Origin of the sequence: Ktedonobacter racemifer DSM 44963, from assembly GCF_000178855.1 — a bacterium.
In the GTDB taxonomy this organism is placed as follows: domain Bacteria; phylum Chloroflexota; class Ktedonobacteria; order Ktedonobacterales; family Ktedonobacteraceae; genus Ktedonobacter; species Ktedonobacter racemifer.
The window spans coordinates 52,339-68,288 of the sequence record NZ_ADVG01000003.1; the positions used below are offsets into that span (position 1 = coordinate 52,339).

The following is a 15,950-nucleotide window of genomic DNA, read 5'->3' on the forward strand; positions in this document are numbered from 1 at the left end:
AGAGAGTGCGACACCCGATACGTTCGAAAAAAGGGGTAAGGAAAGCTCCTCTCACGTGATAAGAGAGCAGAGACTAAGAAAGGAAAAGCTATGCAAGAAATTATCGATCCTCCAGTGCAGCAGTGCTTCCCTGGCGAACGGCAGTGGCTGCGGTCTGCATTGCTAGCAGATCAAGATGGCATACTGACAGCGACACGTCTGCGCCTCGCTCGCATTGCGCGAGCACGAGGCACAGAACCGCATAGCATCGACGATGTGGTCCAGGAAACGCTGCTTGAAGCCTGGAGTCATCTGGAGCGTCTCCACTCTCCAGCTGGTTTCCACCCCTGGATTGACGAGATCTGTCGCAATATCTGTCGTCGCGCGGCTCGTAGACGTGAGATGGATCTTCTCCGGCATGTCCCATTGCTCCAGCCATCTTCTACGATGGAGTATGAGGAAGGCTCCAACGAGATCGATCTTCTCGCTGCTGAGACATCCGATCCTCTTGAAGAGCTCAGCCGCCAGGACCTGGTCCTGCTGCTTGATCGGGCGCTTGGTGCGTTACCTCTCGACACACGCCAGATAGTGGAGATGTGCCACCTGCTTGGACTCCCTCGCTCTGAGGTTGCTGAGCGCCTCTCTCTCACAAGCAACGCTCTGGAGGTTCGCCTGTATCGAGCACGTCGCCATCTGCGTCACCTTCTCCACGGACCGTTGCGTCACGAAGCAGAAGCAGTGGGATTGACATTGGATGAAGCACTGGCCGAGGGATGGCAGCCAACTCGTCTGTGGTGTCCCCTCTGTGCGCGCCACCGACTGGAGGGGTGTTTTCTGGCAGCTGGGGGTGAGGAGAGATCGAATCTTCATCTCCGCTGTCCTGACTGTGTTCGGCGCTACCATCAGGATACGGTCCATAGTATGGGCCTGGTCCAGCTCTCGGGCCTCCACTCGTTTCGGCCTGCCTGGAAGCGGACGATGCAAGGGCTGACCGATCGCCTGATGCAAGCGCTCCTCAAGGGTCAGCACCCCTGCCTGTCTTGTGGAGAACCAGCGTTGGTCTGTGTGGAAGGAAACGATACAGAGGCACCTCTCTCTCCATACCCAGAACGCCTTAGGACGTCTCCCTACCCGTTCTGGATTCATATACACTGTGTCCATTGTGGCAAGGACATGGGCGCACGTGGCGATGTTCCCTCCGTCGATCAACTGGTCTACTGGTCGCATCCGCTCACTCAGCAGTTTTTGCAGCAGCATCCGCATTGGACCAGTGAACCAGGAAGACTGGTAGAGTATGATGGTGAATCTGCTCTCCACTTCCGGATGGCTGACGTGGAGAGCAGCAACCACCTGACGGTTTTGGCCCATCGTTACACCTTGCGTGTCCTGACCATCTCTTGAGAATGATCGGGTTGTAATGCAGCAGAACAGAAAAATGGTTGAAGGAAAAGCGGTAAAGCAGGCGTGAGGTCACACCTATCTGCTCCTGCTGCCTGCGGAGGAAGAATGGGAACATTTGAGGAAGATGGAGATCTCTTTTTCATATGATCGCTTCCTATCGTGTGATTTTACCCCCATGTAGGCCGCGCCTGTGAAGTATATCCTGACACTGTTCCACGCTCGCAGGCTGATCGAGAGCAATCAGGCAACATGATGCTCTGAAGCATCTTTTGGCAGCAATTCTGCATTGTATAGCATATCGTGGCAGTGAGTCGTTTTGGGGTACTTCTGTGGCAAACAGTGATTCTGATCCCAATTTTATTGCCAATATATGCTACACATTGCCATTATATGGTTCTAGCCGTAGACAATAACGCCACGCGCGCACTGGTTGGTTGGATCAGCTATTTTTCTAGCGCGATTGGCTCTTTTCTGGCTCTCCTTCGTTGTGTAGAATAAGGATATATCCGTGCTTCGTACGCATCTCAGATCAAATGAAGAGACGAAGCAAAGACAAGATGTCGTCTGTCCGATTTAAAGGCGTATTTCTGCCAGGATTGTTGCCCATCGTTGGCTCCAGAGGCGGAGCGAGGTGATTTCTGGATGAAATCTCTGCTTCATAATGTGGCGTAGCAGCATAGCTCATCTTTTAAGGGCTCCGTAGCCCGGGCGAAATGGATTGTTTTGTCACCATAAAATGGCGCGCATTTCTTGAAAGCAGCTTCTGGAGCCACACGATTTTTGCCAGGATAACATGGCACAGAGCCGAAAAACAGATGGGTTTCTGGGCCAAAACGGCTCTTGTTGGTGGGAGGGGCCCGCCATACTTGGGGTCATAACTGAACATTTCTGACTTAACTCATCAGGGTTTCGCGCCAGAGTTGATGAGCGCATCTAGACAGAGACATTTCCATATGTTAAATTCTCGGGAGGAGGTGCAGAGTGAAAAAGAAGCTCAGGCAGATTGTCGTACAAGGCCAAACCTATCTCTGGAGGCTTACTCCAGGCTATGTGGCCTCAGGTGATCTAGCCAACCCCTGGCAGTGCCGGGATCGTTTTACTGCCTACTTGTCCCAGACAAAAGCCAGTCCTTTGCGCGTCTTTTTTCTTACCGGGGAAGATGCCCCAATTGGATGGCCACGGCGAACGCCGCTACTGCTTGATCTTGACCACATATCCTTCGAGCCAGGGGGAATCAATCTTCATACGCCGAAAGATGCGGCCTGGATTATTCAAAAGGCTTTGGAAGATGGCTGGAAGCCAGAACAAAGCAAGAGTCCGTTCGTCATCGAGCAGGGGACGCAGTGGCTCATGCAGAAGAGGTGATCAAATGGAGAAGGAACCTCGAGAGGTAAATACCTGAGAAGGATCAAAAATGCGACGCTTTGGATGCATTTCCTGGCGCCTCCGCCACGTATCTTGGCACAGGGGAAGAAAAACACTGCGAAGAAGAGGGAAGGCGAGGATCTCTGCCAACATCTCTCACAAGACGGCCTTGTAAGAGATGTTGGCAGAGATCCTCGCCTTCCCTCAAGCCGGATCGCCACCGGCCAGGAGCGACAGGGAGCAACGAGGCGGTGCTCACCTGCCACGGGAGGCGATGACGATCGCCCGCACCACAGCGCGAACAGGAAAGAAGAGGATGATCGCGTAGATCCAGGCGGCAACATCGGGTGCGCCATAGTTCATTCTGGCAGGTGTGAGGGGCACGAAGCCGGTCAGGGAGCCCAGCCCGTAGAGGACGGCTACAGCAATCAGTGCGGCTATGGCCAGATCCAGGCCGACCGCACTGGCGGCCGCCCACCAGAACCCGATCCGCCTCACCCGTCCTCGGAATGTCTGCACCCATCTCCCAGTCCGCCAGAACGAACGGATCATCAGGAGCAGGGTGGCAAGGACGATCGCGTCGAATACCCCGTAGAAGACGTTAAAGGCCTGGCCGATTGACGGGAAGGTGCCAGTCGTGATGCCCTGCATGACGCCCTCATAGAGCTGGTCGTCGTAACTGATGAGGAACTGAGGTTGCTGGTTCATGAGCACGACGACCGCGATCTTCTGCTCCGGGAGGATGGCCATCGCCGCATCGAAGTCATGCGTCTGCCCGTCATGGGTGATGACAGGCTGGCCACTGATGGTCCCCACACCCCAGCCCAGCCCGTAGGACGTGGCATCAGGGACCTGGCCTTGCACGTTTGGTGGGGAGAGCGGGGCATGCATCTCTTGCATAGCCTTCGCCGAGACGATGCGCGTCCCGTTGTAAACGCCGCCGTTCATCTGGGCGATGAGGTAGTGCGTCATGTCCGAGGCGCTGGAGATGAAGCCCGCCCCGGCCGGCACTATCGGCGGCGCGTACGAATCGGTGACTGGGAGGCTCATCAGCCCGAACCAGGTGAGGTTCCCAGGAGTGAGGCCTGGTTCGCGGACCGTGCCGCTCATGGCGTACGTGTGCGTCATTGCAAGCGGCACAAAGATGTGCTGCTGCACGTAGCTGTTGTATGACTGTCCGGACGCCTGCTGGACGATATACCCTGCGAGGGTGTAATTGGCGTTCGAATACTGGAAGAGCGTTCCGGGCCGTGCTGTGAGCGGGAACGTCTCGAAGCCGTGGATGGCCTGCACGAATGTGGTGGCTGGCGTGAAGTTCAGCTGGTATTGTCAACTTGTTCGTGGGGATGAAATATATTGATGAGCTATAACGAGGAGAGACGCTGAAGGGCAATGAGAGGTGAGGATGTCATTGTGGTTATGCGACCAGTTTCACCCCGGTCACTTCATTCCATTGCTGGAATCGACCCTGTAAAGTGGCACGGTATTCTCGCGCATTCAAACGGTGACGTTGCGGTTGGAAATGCCCCGAGATGGGACCGAACGCGGAAAGAAAGCGTTGCACCTGTTTGGCTGATTTGAATTTGCGCATTTTCTTCTCGCGCAGTCGCGTGGGTTGATGCGAGTTCTCTGCTCGATTGTTCAGCCCTTTGTGCTGACGGTGCTCCACCCCAGGCAGGATTTCGCGTTTCGCCGCCCCATAACTCTTCAGCTTATCAGTGATGATGACTCGCGGAACGTATTGGAGCCCTTTGAGCAGCTTGCGAAAAAATCTTTTCGCCGCTTTCTTATCGCGGTGGCTCTGGACCAGAATGTCGAGCACGTTGCCCTCCTGATCCACGGCTCGCCATAAATAGGGTAGTGTTGCAAAAAATTTAAAGCTCAGCAAATTGAAGCGCACTCGAACATCTCTCGTCAGGAAAAGATGCAGAACATGCACCTTTTCTCTGTGACAATGCTTCTTGTGCCGTCATTACCCGATCCATTTTCTCAGCTCAAATTTTTTTGCAACACTACCGAGACAAGAGCCAATGATACAGAAGCTCAGGCAGCCATTCTCTTCGGGGTCACGATCTCAAAAGACAGCAAGATGCCTATATTACCCCAGGGTAATCGCATCTAAATAAACTCATCAGCAAAAAGAAAAGGACGAGGAGGTGATACAATAGGCCCAAAAGTGGGAGGCCCCCAGATGGAAGAAAAAGACCTGCGAGACCTGGAAAGCCTGTTTGCCCAGGTGGAAGACCCTCGAAGAGATCGAACGAAACGGCACCGTTTGCGAGATATCATCATTCTGGCGATCTGCGGAATCCTTTGCGGAGCCGAAGGATGGGTAGCAATTGAAGAATTCGGCAAGGCGAAAGAGGCGTTTTTCACGGAATTGCTCGCGCTGCCCAATGGTATTCCCTCTCACGACACGTTTGGCCGCGTGTTTTCCCTCATTGACCCCAAGCAATTTGAGGCCAGTTTTGTGCAATGAGTGCAGGGGATTGCTCAAACGGTCAAGGGAGTGGTGGCCATCGACGGCAAGACGCTGCGCCGCTCACACGATGCGGCGAATGGCAAAAAAGCGTTGCATCTGGTCAGTGCGTGGGCGGTGGAAAATCGGCTGGTGTTGGCGCAACTTGCGACGGAAGAGAAATTCAACGAGATCACCGCCATTCCTCTGCTGCTCAAGCAACTGGCTTTACAGGGGTGTCTGGTTACCATTGATGCCTTGGGAACGCAAATCAAGATTGCTGAACAGATTATCGAGCAAGAGGGCGACTACGCTCTGGCGCTCAAAGACAACCAGGGAAATCTGTATGACGAGGTGAAAGCGACCTTTGCCCTCTCCGAAAAGGACGGCTTTGCGGGCCAACACTGGCAGACCGATCGGCAGGTGGCAAAAGGGCATGGTCGGTTGGAAATCCGCGAGTATTGGACGCTCTCCGACCCCGACATCCTGGCGTATCTTGATCCAGAAGGGAAGTGGAAAGGCTTGCGAGGCGTTGGGGTGGTGCGGGCAGAACGGCGGATGGAGCAGCAGACCACGAAAGAAACGCGCTATTTCTTGCTCAGTTTTTCATCGGTCAAAACCTTTGCAAAGGCGGTCAGAAGCCACTGGGGGATCGAAAACAGCCTCCATTGGGTGTTGGATGTGGCCTTTCGGGAAGATGAGTCGCGGGTTCGGCTTGGTCATGCAAACGAAAATCTGGCCGTTTTACGCCATATCAGCCTGAATCTCTTACGTCAGGAACGCTCCTCTCGGGTTGGCATCCATGCCAAGCGTCTCAAAGCTGGCTGGGATACCCAGTACCTGCTCCGCATTCTTGATGGGGTTAATTAGATGCGATTGCCCTGTATATTACCCTGTAAATATTGAAATTCGATGAGGTACTCTTTTGGGAATTATGTGAGGTAATCTCCACGTGGGAAAAGAGTCCGAATGGCCTGTGAAGCGGTTTTTCTTGATAAAAGATTAGGTTCTTTCTCACTTTCCGTGAAAAGGGATGAGTGATAGAATAAGATCCAGCAAAAGTTTTGTTCCACTTGTTCCCCACGAAGAAAGATACTCACATTCCATGATCTCTCCGTTCGTCTTTCCTTCTTCCAATGACCTCTTGCTAGAAGTGGTCTCCTGGGAGAAGGATACTTTGCTTTTGCACGTACGATCTTCTCAGGCAGAAGGTACTTGCCCTGGGTGTCATCAGATCTCTAGACGTGTTCACAGCCGATATATGCGTACGCTTGCTGACTTACCTTGCCAGGCGCAGGTGGTTCGTCTGCATCTGCAGGTTCGCCGCTTTTTCTGTGATGAGGCCACCTGCCCGCGCAAGACGTTTGCAGAGCAATTTCCCACGTTTGCGCTCCCATATGCTCGTCGCACCTCGCGACAGGCCAATGTGTTACGCGAGGTAGCATTTGCCCTGGGAGGAAAGCCAGGAGCTCATCTGGCGGAAAAGCTTCGGATGCCTGCAAGTTTGCAGACCCTGTTGCGTCTCATTCGCCGCTCTGCAGTTCCTGATCCAGTGCCGCCACGGGTTGTTGGGATGGACGAGTGGGCATGGCGCAAAGGACGTCGGTATGGCACAATTCTTTGCGATCTGGAACGGCATATTCCTATTGATCTCCTCCCTGACCGGGAGGCCGACTCGGTCATCACCTGGCTGAAGGCGCATCCCAGTGTGGAGATTGTCAGTCGAGATCGCAGTACTGAGTATGCCGATGCAGCCCGACAGGGAGCTCCTCAAGCCATTCAGGTGGCAGACCGTTTTCACGCGGGTCAAGAATTTGGGAGATGCACTTGAACCCATTCTTGACCGAAACAAAGGGTGTCTTCGCTTCACGGAAGAGCCTAGGCCAGATGCCCAAAGGGAGGGGCAAGCATCCCCCCCACAGCCTCCAGTTCTCAGTGAGATCCGTCCTGCACCCAGCAAAAAGGCTGAGGGGATCCGTTTAGCACAGCGCCAAGAGCGTCAGGAACGCTATGAGCAGGCTATCGCCCTGCGTAAACAAGGCTTCAAAATTGCAGAAATTGCCTCTCACATTGGTGTCCATCGCAGACCATTGAACGCTTTCTTGCCGCACCGTGCTTTCCAGAGAAAAAGCGCCGCCGTGCCGAGCGAACCAAACTGGAGGCGTATCACTCCTACCTCTGGGAGCGATGGCAGGCAGGGGTACACAATGCCTCTCATCTGTTTCGGGAACTCACAACTCTTGGCTACAAGGGAAGCTATGCTTCAGTCAATAAGTATCTCGTGTGTCTGCGCACCGGGGCCCGTTTGCCTGCTACTCCGATACCTCCTGCTGTTCGAACGCTGACCGTCAAGCAAGTGCGTTTCCTGTTTTTACGCTCTCCTACCGACTTACAACGAGAAGAACAGCAAGATCTGCAGAAAATCTTAGACCGCAGTGCTGACCTGGCTTTGATCTACCAACTCGTCCAGCAGTTTCGGGAGATGCTCCACCACCGTCGTGCTGATCAACTTGACGACTGGTCACAACAAGCTCTTCAAAGCTCGTGTCCCGAACTACATAGTTTTGTCGCTGGGCTTCGCAAGGACTGGAAGGCTGTCGTAGCAGCCTTCACTTTGGAATGGAACAACGGAATGGTTGAAGGACATGTGAATCGCCTGAAATTGATCAAACGACAAATGTACGGACGGGCTGAATTTGACCTACTCCGCCAGCGAGTCCTTCATTGTGCTTGACCTTTTCACGGAAAGTGAGAAAGAACCATTTTGCCGCCATCAAGTAATCACATTTACAGCCAGCAACCACCAGGTATAAAACTTCGCTCGCTTTTTTCTGTTCTTCTCCTCAGAGTTGCTCTTCATATCTAGCTGGTTGAGGGTGTCCCAACGGTATCGAGGGATGAGTCATGATTGCGGCTAGAAAATGATCAGGTGGGTTTGTGTGGTAATGGTTGGCGCGAGCGTTCGCAAAATGCTGGGGGCAACATTGATGCAGCCATGGCTTCCAACGCTTGCCTCTGGATCTCCGCCGGAGTCATTGTGAGGAAATTGGGTCATAGGACCATAATCCTTGCGCCATTGTGAGCTATGGATCAGATACCCATTGTCCCAAAACTGGACCGCATCCCGTACCACGACTGGCGTGTAGTAATCAGGCGAACTGGGAGCATCATACGAGGTGAGCGTCAGGTTCTCATAATGTGTCGACATGTGGAAGTGGCCCACCGGGGTAGGACGATAGACTCGCCCCGTTGTGAGCAGGAGGGACTGCTTCAACGTCCCATCGTGATAAATGCGCATGGATTGCTCTGTCAGCGAAACAAGTAAGACATCCGCGTTCTGCAAACTGTAGTAAGCAAGTAAGTTTTGATCGACCTGATGTGGTTGATTATAGGATGTTGTATCCTCATAATTGGCCTCCAGCATTGCGTGCAGGAAGTAATCATCTTTAATATCTTGCATAACCTGGGGCGAATTGGCCCGGATTTCATCATTGAGATAAGCGCTCTCGCCATAGAAGTACCCATTATGTCCATCCATCGAGAGATAGCTTGAGTTGAGATAGTAGTCTTTTTTGTCGAAGGGGTCGTGATAGAGGTGAGCCTTGCCCCAATCCTGAGCCTCCGTTTTAAACTGGTTGAGCATGGGCTGTGGTTGATTGTCAGCCAGATCCTGTTGCATTGAAGCCAGATCGGAGCCAATCTGAATGAGAAAGGCTATATAGTCGCGCCTTGTTGAGAGCGCCGCCAGTTGCGTGCGGTAATGTTGCAATTGAGCTTGATAGTGGGCCACATCTTTGCTCGTTCGCTGGATATGCCCAAGTGCGGATTCAAATGCATGGATTTTCTCCTGTCCCATCGCCCTCATCTGGTCATTCACTTCGGACGGACGTTGCACAACTTGGAAGATGGATGATGTGGATGAATGCCCTATAGGAGTTGCCTGCGTTTGGCTTCCCCCCAGGAGCGATGCGAGGGGAGAAAACTGGACGAGACTGATAAAGATGCCCAAACAAACAAGGAACACGAGCAGGGAAAGGCCCACCCTTACGAGGAGATGAGATCGGATGTGGGGCGCTTTCGTGAGAGAGGATGTGGGGCGTTGAAGATGCGGCCCCTCCATCCTCGGTGCGACCTGTTCTCTTAGAGAGGAGGATCGCGGAGCGTTCCGGCTTTGCTCCTTTATCAGTGGCTGTCGAAATTGATACATCAGTTGAATTCCTTTCCTTTGCGATGTCTATAAGCTTCGAGTGATGTAAAAAGATACAGTATGTCATGTACTCAACCAGACAACAGTTTGAGCTTTTACAAATCGAATTGAGCTTTTATGGATGTCCTTTTATGGGTGTCTGGCGTACAGGAGGTAGGGGCGAGAGGGAAGCATTAACCCTCTCGTCTGTTTACCCGGCCTGGCTTCCCGACTGCAAAACCATTTGGAGCGCACGTTGCTGCTGATCGAATACGACCCATAGCGTGATGTGTTTCCCATCTGTAATCGAGATGATAGAGGAAATATCCTGCTTTAAGGAAATACCCTGCTTTATAAGAAGGGGAAACGGCAAGGAGGTTCTCTCATGCGATACCAGATGAAATGAGGAGTAGTGCTGCGTGAACTCCTGCATCGTCATTCCCAGACGAAACCCTTGCTGTGTGGCTCCCTGAAAGGAACCCCAGGCTAGCAGTTGTACCGCTTTCTGAGGGGAAAGAAACCTAAATGCTACCTCACAATTCATCTTATCCGCCTGCAACATGATAGATTGTCTGTCTATGTCTTTCCCTGAGGAGACCTTCGACGTTTTCTCCATTATCACTCTCACCTCATCCTGACTCATGCCCAGCGAGAGCGGTCCCAGGGTATTTCCAAGAACGCGGACTGGTGTCACGCTCGGTGATGGCCTCTGGGACGCGGGTCCAGACGACTTTGTGCTGTGGAGCGCGATCATGCCAAGCATACTTCCAACAAGGACACAAGCTACCAAACAGGCGGCCAGTATTCTCAAACTGGAATGGATGCGTCGAACAGGACGAGCTAACCGCCTAGAAGCCAGCGGAGCCGATTGGATTCGACGAGCACGCCTTTGAGAAGGGAATGCATGTGAACCCTCACGCGCGATGCGTTCCCATGCTCGCTGTAGCGAGCCAGCATCTTCTTCATGGCTGGTACTGTAGAACATTTCCAGTAGCATGTACATCTTTTCATCGTCTGGATCTGGCACCTCCACATCTCCCTTGAATGTGCCCGCAGAGGAGTTGAGATCGTCCGGGTTATCATGCCAGAGTGTATCTTTATGAGTCATTTGACCATCCTTCTGCCGGTTTCCTGCTGATACCTGGCCCGCAAGGCGCGAATGGCACGGGAGAAGATCACCTGCACCGCGCCCTCGGTTTTGTTCAGAAGAGACGCGATTTCCGCGTGGCGTAGCCCACAAATGAAGCGAAGCTGCAGCACATCCTGTTGTGTTTTGGGCAGACGCATAATCAGCCGCTGAAGCAACGCGTATTCTTCCCGTTTCAGAACTATGGTCTCTGGCTGATTCTCCTTGCTTACAGGTTCCTGAAGAAAGGGTGTCATCTGATCGAGCGACGCCTGCGAAAGACGTTTTGTCGCGCGATACCAGTCCGCGACCTTATGGCGTGCCACCGAGAGTAGCCAGGCGAATTGCTGGTATTCATTCAGGCGCGCAAGTCCCCGGTACTCAAGGGCGGCCAGAAAGACCTCCACAAGAACATCCTCGGCATCTTGCCTTTCCCGAAGGGAAGAAATAAGGTATTTTAAGAGCGTCTGAGCGTACCTCCGATAGAGCTGTGCCACCAATTCATGGTCCGTCATGGTAGAGAACAGATGATTTGCAATAGCCTTACCCTGCCTTTTGTTTTATCTATATAGAACATCGGAGAAAACGCCAAAAGCTTACACTCAGTATTACGTTGGTAGGACGGCTGGTGGGGCCGAATCCGCCCACATCGCAGGAGGAGAGAGAAGTGGGGGGAGTGAAAGTAAACTAACCAGCACGCGTGGATGAGGTATGGCAAGAATTCCTTCCTACAACAGCCATTTTTGTCCGATGCTCTCGAAAACCTTAGCAGAGGTTCTATGAAGATTGGCTATATCCGGGTTTCCAAGCAAGAACAAAACGAGGCATTACAAAGGGATGCGTTGAAAGAAGGGGGATGTGAGAAGTATTTCAGCGATAAGATGACCGGATCAACCTTTGAACGCAAAGGCTTGGAGGACACCCTGGCGTTCATCAGGCCAGGAGACACCCTGGTGGTCTGGAAACTTGACCGTTTAGGCCGCTCCCTCCAAGACCTCATCGCAACCCTCAACGGCCTTCAGGGATATGGGGTAGACTTTATCAGCCTCACCGAGAATATTGATACTACAACCCCAGGAGGAAAGCTGATTTTTCACCTGATGGGAGCGCTGGCTGAGTTTGAGCGCGATCTGATTCGAGAGCGAACGAATGCAGGATTAGCCGCAGCCCGTGCGAGGGGACGCGTAGGAGGGAGACCCAGAAAACTGACCTCCAATGGGAAAGTTGCCTTGGCCTTGCGTCTGTTTGCAGATCCAAACCATTCCATTGATGATATTTGTTCGACGCTTGGGATCTCCCGTTCGACGTTATATCGCTATGTCAGAGAGCAGAAAGCACAAACACCAGAATGAAGGCGAGTAGATGGCCGATAGCCCTTCCTGCTTGCGCGTGCGTTAGCGGGGAGATTGAAGGCTCCTATCAGGCTTGCAAACCCTTAGCGGGGAAAAGTGTACGAAAAAATGTTATGACCCCAACTCGGGGTCATGTCATTTCTCAGGTAAATTGGCGCGTTTCTCTCAGATAATTTGCCGACGATTAGCTTGAAGAATGCATTGAGACGATTTTTGAGAAAAACTTCTCTCTCATAATATGGCGGCGCAATTTCATCTCATCCCTTTGATGCTTTTCGGAAAAATGCAACGGCTCATTTTGTAGGCATAAAATGGCGTCCTTTTCGGGCTGTTGCAAACGGTGACGAGAAGCAAATCGGAGGGAGGCCCAGGATACGTGAAAAAATCTATCACTTTGAGTAGTTTTCACACGTATCCTGGGCCTCCCTCCGATAGGGACACGCATCTCCCCGCAATGCGGATTCGATTCGCCTTACGCGGTGGGTTGGCCGATGAGTTCGAGCGAGACCGTCCACAGTTTCTGTGCGATGTCCGGGTCAATCGCCCACTGCTTGACACCGTCACTGTTTTTGAACAAGTCAGCGTCGTTGGGCACCGTGTGGGCCTCCTGGCCGTCGGTAAGATAGTGTCCGCCGGTGTGGGCGAATTCGGGGGCAACTGCCGCGACGAGGGTAGTAGCGGCACCTTGCTCGACAGTCTTGTAGACGAAGACTCCCGCGGCCTCGGCGGCGGCCAAGTAATCTTTTTGTTTCTGTGTGAAGTCTCTTTGCAATCCGGTGGCGATACCGCCGGGGTTGGCAGTGTTGGTGACGATGCCGTCGGCGGCCCAGCGGCGCGTGGCTTCGACCGCAAATAACGAGTTGGCGGTCTTGGACTGTGCGTAGGCCGCCTGCGGGTCGTACTCGCGTCGTTCAAAGTGGATGTCGTCGAACACGACTGGTGATCTCATATGTGCCGTGGAACTGACCGAGACGATGCGTGCCTCGCCCCGTTCGCGGGCACCAACGGCGAGGGCGTCATGCAATCCAAGGCTCAGAGTGAAGTGACCAAGGTAATTGGTGGCGAACTGCAGTTCCCAGCCTTCCGCAGTCTGGGACAGAGTGCTCGGAATGGCCCCTGCATTGTTGATCAGCAGATGCAGCGGTCCCTTCCAGCTCTGGACAAAGTTGGCTACTGAGGCTTGATTGGCGAGGTCCAGAGCGGTGACGCGCACACGCTTATTCCTGGTTGACTTCGCAATGTCCTCGGCAGCCTTCGCGCCAGCGTCGGTATTGCGGACTGCGAGGGTGACTCCCGCACCAGCACTAGCGAGTGCACGAGCGGTCTCAAGGCCGATGCCAGACGAGGCTCCGGTGACGATGGCACGGACGCTAGAGAGGTCGAGACCAGCTACGACGTCCGCAGCGGTGCTTGTGACGTTGAATCGGGTTGTGATGAGTGGATTGGGTGCTGTCATGAAAATCTCCCAAAAGAAACATGAGTGTTTGTGATTGTACCAGAAGTGTGGAGAGCCGTGATTGATAACACACACGTCCCATTTGCCTTGGCACAATCTAATAGTCAGACAACGTTTGGCAATCATTTGTTTTATAAATGATTGCTTAGGCACTCATTTAAGAAGAAAATTTTTAGGACCCTGTCACCGCATTCCAGAAAGCGGTAAAGCCAGCATCCCAAAAACGGTCTGCCTCTGAAGGATGGAGTGCAATGAACTCAATTGTCATATTCATGAGAGAGAGGAGTAAGGTCGTACCAAATTCATAGGGCTGATCTTTGAGAGCACCACAGGCAAACGTCTCTTGAATCATCGCATGAAGAGCTTCGTATCCTTCCATACTCAGACGTTTGGTCTGTTCCCAGATGGAATTCGAAACGCTCAATTGGGTTATGACTTTGTATTTATCAGGATGGGCAATGCCGAACCGAACATACATGTCCCAAACCCAACGAGCACGGACCCCTAAGCTTGCATGGGCGGGATACGTGTCGAGCATGTTTGCTCGCACTTCGGCCTTCAATTCCAAATACAATTCATTGAACAGTGTCTCCTTGGTCTCAAAGTAGGTGAAGAGTGATCCTTCTGAGAGCCTGTTTTGTAAATAGGCTGAAGCCGCTTTCTAAGACGTTTCAGTCCATGCGACAGGTGCAGCTAGCGGGAGTGTGCTTACACCCGCTGGCTCGCCAGTCCTGGCTCTAGCTCTGTGGTCATTTACAAAACACGCTCTTATACTACAGTCCCACTTAGCGAGGTATATATGTTACGAAGTGGTTTCTTAGGCTCCTTCTTTGTAGAAGACTTGTAATATGGCAGTGAGCCTGTGGAGCCACCCCACGTTTTAAGTGGTGCTGTAGTACTTATACTACAGTCCCACATACATGATCAGGGAGCAGGACCTGGCAGCGCCCTCTCCTGGAGTAAGACCTCTCGGATGCGCTGCCAGAGACCTACTTTGCCCCAGCGGTAGAAGTGATAGGCCACCGTCTCCCAGGGGCCGAATCGCTCTGGCAGTTCGCGCCACGATGAGCCAGTATGCACAATCCAAAGCATACCCTCCACCATCCGGTGATAATCCGCTGCTCTGCGGCCTCGCTGCGGGGTCTGGGGTGGTAACAACGGCGTGATGCGTTGCCAGTCCGCCTCGGTGAGGGGAGGCAGCCCACAGAGAGGGACCGGAGCTGGAAGCTGAGCAGGCGGGCAGGGAGCCTGACGAGCACGACGCAGCGCATGCAAACGCTTGGACGTTGCCTGGTGTCGCCGCCGAAAGGTGGACCAGTGCAAGCGCAAGCGCTGTTCTTCTGACGAGGCGCCCAACGCAGCCAGCAAGCGACGCACTTCTGGTACACTCACTTCGATGCGCTCGCCGCAGGCTCCGCTTTTTTTTCCTGCTCCTGGATGCTACGGCGCATCACGACGAGAGCGGCATGGGCGAGCAGAGCCAGGGTCACGTAGCGGTGCCAAGCCCGCCAGGTTCGCACCTCATACTCGTCGAGTCCAACCTCGCCCTTGGCCTGTTCAAAGCCCTCTTCAATTTGCCAGCGACTCCCTGCCACGGCTATCAGTTCCGCTAAGGTTGTTTCTGCTGGCCCAGACGCACGATAGTAGGCCCGCTCGCTCGGGTCGGAGAGCGAGCGCCGGATCAGCACCCAGCGGCCCTGGGCAGCGGCCTGCTCGCGCGCGCTCTGGCAATTGGAGCCAGGCCCATTCATAGCGTCGCGCGCCCTTGCTGCCTTCGCCGGCGGAGAGCACAACCCAGGCTGACGCGGGTAAAAGCGCCGCGAGCAAGCCCACAGGTTGTTGGCGACCAGCGACCCATACCAGATGTGTTTCTGGGACTGCCAGGAGAGCGTGCTTGTGCTGTGCCTCCAGCCACAACCGCAGTTCGTCAGAGCCATAGATCGTATCGCCAACCACCCATTGTGCTGGTACCCCTGCAGCAAAGGCGCGCGCCAACATCTGCTGTGCTAACTGGCCTTTAGTGGCGAAAGCGACCTCCTCGGGGATACCCGCCTCTCGACAGCGCACCCGATCTTGGGTCCACTCCTGGGGCAGGTAGAGCTCTCGATCAATGAATGCCTGGCCTTTGGAGCTCGCATAGAGCAGGAAGACACCAATCTGGCAGTTGGCTGTTCCCCCCGCCGCACCGCTGTACTGTGAGGCGACCCCTGCGGACTTCTTTCCCTTCTTGAGAAAGCCTGTTTCATCGACGACCAGTACACCTTGTTCGCCTGCTAGGTGCTCGATGACGTACCTGCACAGCTCATCGCGTAGGGCCTGCTCATCCCACTCCGCTTCTTGCAGGAGCCGCTGCACCCCATGCGCATTGGCTTCCCCAAGAGCCTCGGCCATCTGCCAGCCATTCTTGCGCCCAACGGGGGCCAACAAACCCCGGAGATAGCGTTCCAGGCGTGAGCGGACTTCCGCGCGGCGAACGTGCTTGCCCAAGCGTGCGGTAAGCTCTTCCAGCACCTGGGCTGCACCAGTGATGCGGCGTAGGGCCTCCTCTTCTTGTAGATGTTCCTGCTCGATCCTAGCTGATGTGGTCATAGGCTTCTCCTCCCCGAGAGATCCTACCACATTTTTTC

Annotated in this window: 12 protein-coding genes and 3 pseudogenes; 6 read left to right on the forward strand and 9 right to left on the reverse strand. The window is 53.8% G+C overall.

What is annotated here, in order from left to right; genetic code table 11:
* Positions 1-90 precede the first annotated feature (90 nt).
* Both KRAC_RS62730 and KRAC_RS29200 read left to right on the forward strand, forming a co-directional pair.
* Positions 91-1,380 (forward strand): RNA polymerase sigma factor, encoded by a 1,290-nt coding sequence (locus KRAC_RS62730; RefSeq protein WP_007913578.1) that lies wholly within the window; start codon positions 91-93, stop codon positions 1,378-1,380.
* A 981-nt stretch (positions 1,381-2,361) separates the two neighbouring features.
* Entirely contained in the window at positions 2,362-2,745 is a 384-nt protein-coding gene (locus KRAC_RS29200) for a hypothetical protein (RefSeq protein WP_007913583.1), read from the forward strand.
* Between the two features lie 255 nt (positions 2,746-3,000).
* Here the strand turns inward: KRAC_RS29200 and KRAC_RS29205 are convergent, their stop codons facing one another.
* On the reverse strand, positions 3,001-4,038 hold the full coding sequence (locus tag KRAC_RS29205; RefSeq protein ID WP_040445291.1) for a serine hydrolase domain-containing protein: 1,038 nt from the start codon (positions 4,036-4,038) through the stop codon (positions 3,001-3,003).
* A gap of 124 nt (positions 4,039-4,162) precedes the next feature.
* Positions 4,163-4,600 (reverse strand): annotated as a pseudogene (locus KRAC_RS29210) (IS6 family transposase); the annotation flags it as partial.
* A gap of 336 nt (positions 4,601-4,936) precedes the next feature.
* On the opposite strand from KRAC_RS29210, the pseudogene KRAC_RS29220 reads away from it, so the two are divergent.
* From KRAC_RS29220 to KRAC_RS29230, 3 genes and pseudogenes are all read left to right on the forward strand, one after another.
* Positions 4,937-6,073, forward strand: a pseudogene (locus KRAC_RS29220) (ISAs1 family transposase).
* 235 nt (positions 6,074-6,308) lie between these two features.
* A complete protein-coding gene (locus KRAC_RS29225) occupies positions 6,309-7,034 on the forward strand; it encodes an ISL3 family transposase (protein WP_040445294.1) in 726 nt (241 codons plus the stop codon).
* A gap of 525 nt (positions 7,035-7,559) precedes the next feature.
* On the forward strand, positions 7,560-7,937 hold the full coding sequence (locus KRAC_RS29230; protein ID WP_420795840.1) for an ISL3 family transposase: 378 nt from the start codon (positions 7,560-7,562) through the stop codon (positions 7,935-7,937).
* Between the two features lie 180 nt (positions 7,938-8,117).
* Here the strand turns inward: KRAC_RS29230 and KRAC_RS29235 are convergent, their stop codons facing one another.
* The 3 genes from KRAC_RS29235 to KRAC_RS29245 all read right to left on the reverse strand — a co-directional run bounded on the left by KRAC_RS29235 (position 8,118) and on the right by KRAC_RS29245 (position 11,030).
* The gene (locus KRAC_RS29235; RefSeq protein WP_244422325.1) at positions 8,118-9,059 is read right to left on the reverse strand and encodes a L,D-transpeptidase; all 942 of its coding nucleotides are present in this window, start codon (positions 9,057-9,059) and stop codon (positions 8,118-8,120) included.
* A gap of 541 nt (positions 9,060-9,600) precedes the next feature.
* Positions 9,601-10,497, reverse strand: a complete 897-nt coding sequence (locus tag KRAC_RS29240; RefSeq protein ID WP_007913587.1) for a hypothetical protein — start codon at positions 10,495-10,497, stop codon at positions 9,601-9,603.
* A complete protein-coding gene (locus KRAC_RS29245; RefSeq protein WP_007913588.1) occupies positions 10,494-11,030 on the reverse strand; it encodes an RNA polymerase sigma factor in 537 nt (178 codons plus the stop codon). The genes KRAC_RS29240 and KRAC_RS29245 overlap by 4 nt, the downstream gene beginning before the upstream one ends.
* 264 nt (positions 11,031-11,294) lie before the next feature.
* Between KRAC_RS29245 and KRAC_RS29250 the strand changes: the two genes are divergently transcribed.
* A complete protein-coding gene (locus KRAC_RS29250; protein ID WP_007913589.1) occupies positions 11,295-11,867 on the forward strand; it encodes a recombinase family protein in 573 nt (190 codons plus the stop codon).
* Positions 11,868-12,339: 472 nt separating this feature from the next.
* Here the strand turns inward: KRAC_RS29250 and KRAC_RS29255 are convergent, their stop codons facing one another.
* The 4 genes and pseudogenes from KRAC_RS29255 to KRAC_RS62740 form a co-directional block, all read right to left on the reverse strand.
* The gene (locus tag KRAC_RS29255; protein WP_007913590.1) at positions 12,340-13,323 is read right to left on the reverse strand and encodes an SDR family NAD(P)-dependent oxidoreductase; all 984 of its coding nucleotides are present in this window, start codon (positions 13,321-13,323) and stop codon (positions 12,340-12,342) included.
* 172 nt (positions 13,324-13,495) lie between these two features.
* Entirely contained in the window at positions 13,496-13,897 is a 402-nt protein-coding gene (locus KRAC_RS29260; protein ID WP_211221344.1) for a TetR/AcrR family transcriptional regulator, read from the reverse strand.
* A gap of 350 nt (positions 13,898-14,247) precedes the next feature.
* A complete protein-coding gene (locus KRAC_RS62735) occupies positions 14,248-14,715 on the reverse strand; it encodes a transposase (protein WP_052568675.1) in 468 nt (155 codons plus the stop codon).
* Positions 14,712-15,912 (reverse strand): annotated as a pseudogene (locus KRAC_RS62740) (IS701 family transposase). The gene KRAC_RS62735 and the pseudogene KRAC_RS62740 overlap by 4 nt, the downstream one beginning before the upstream one ends.
* Between the last annotated feature and the right edge of the window lie 38 nt (positions 15,913-15,950).

Excerpts from the sequence above, each read along its gene's own strand:
- KRAC_RS62730 (WP_007913578.1), top strand. The coding sequence starts at position 91 with ATGCAAGAAATTATCGATCCTCCAGTGCAGCAGTGCTTCCCTGGCGAA.
- KRAC_RS29225 (WP_040445294.1), top strand. The coding sequence starts at position 6,309 with ATGATCTCTCCGTTCGTCTTTCCTTCTTCCAATGACCTCTTGCTAGAA.
- KRAC_RS29235 (WP_244422325.1), bottom strand. The coding sequence starts at position 9,059 with ATGGGACAGGAGAAAATCCATGCATTTGAATCCGCACTTGGGCATATC.
- KRAC_RS29240 (WP_007913587.1), bottom strand. The coding sequence starts at position 10,497 with ATGACTCATAAAGATACACTCTGGCATGATAACCCGGACGATCTCAAC.
- KRAC_RS29245 (WP_007913588.1), bottom strand. The coding sequence starts at position 11,030 with ATGACGGACCATGAATTGGTGGCACAGCTCTATCGGAGGTACGCTCAG.
- KRAC_RS29250 (WP_007913589.1), top strand. The coding sequence starts at position 11,295 with ATGAAGATTGGCTATATCCGGGTTTCCAAGCAAGAACAAAACGAGGCA.
- KRAC_RS29255 (WP_007913590.1), bottom strand. The coding sequence starts at position 13,323 with ATGACAGCACCCAATCCACTCATCACAACCCGATTCAACGTCACAAGC.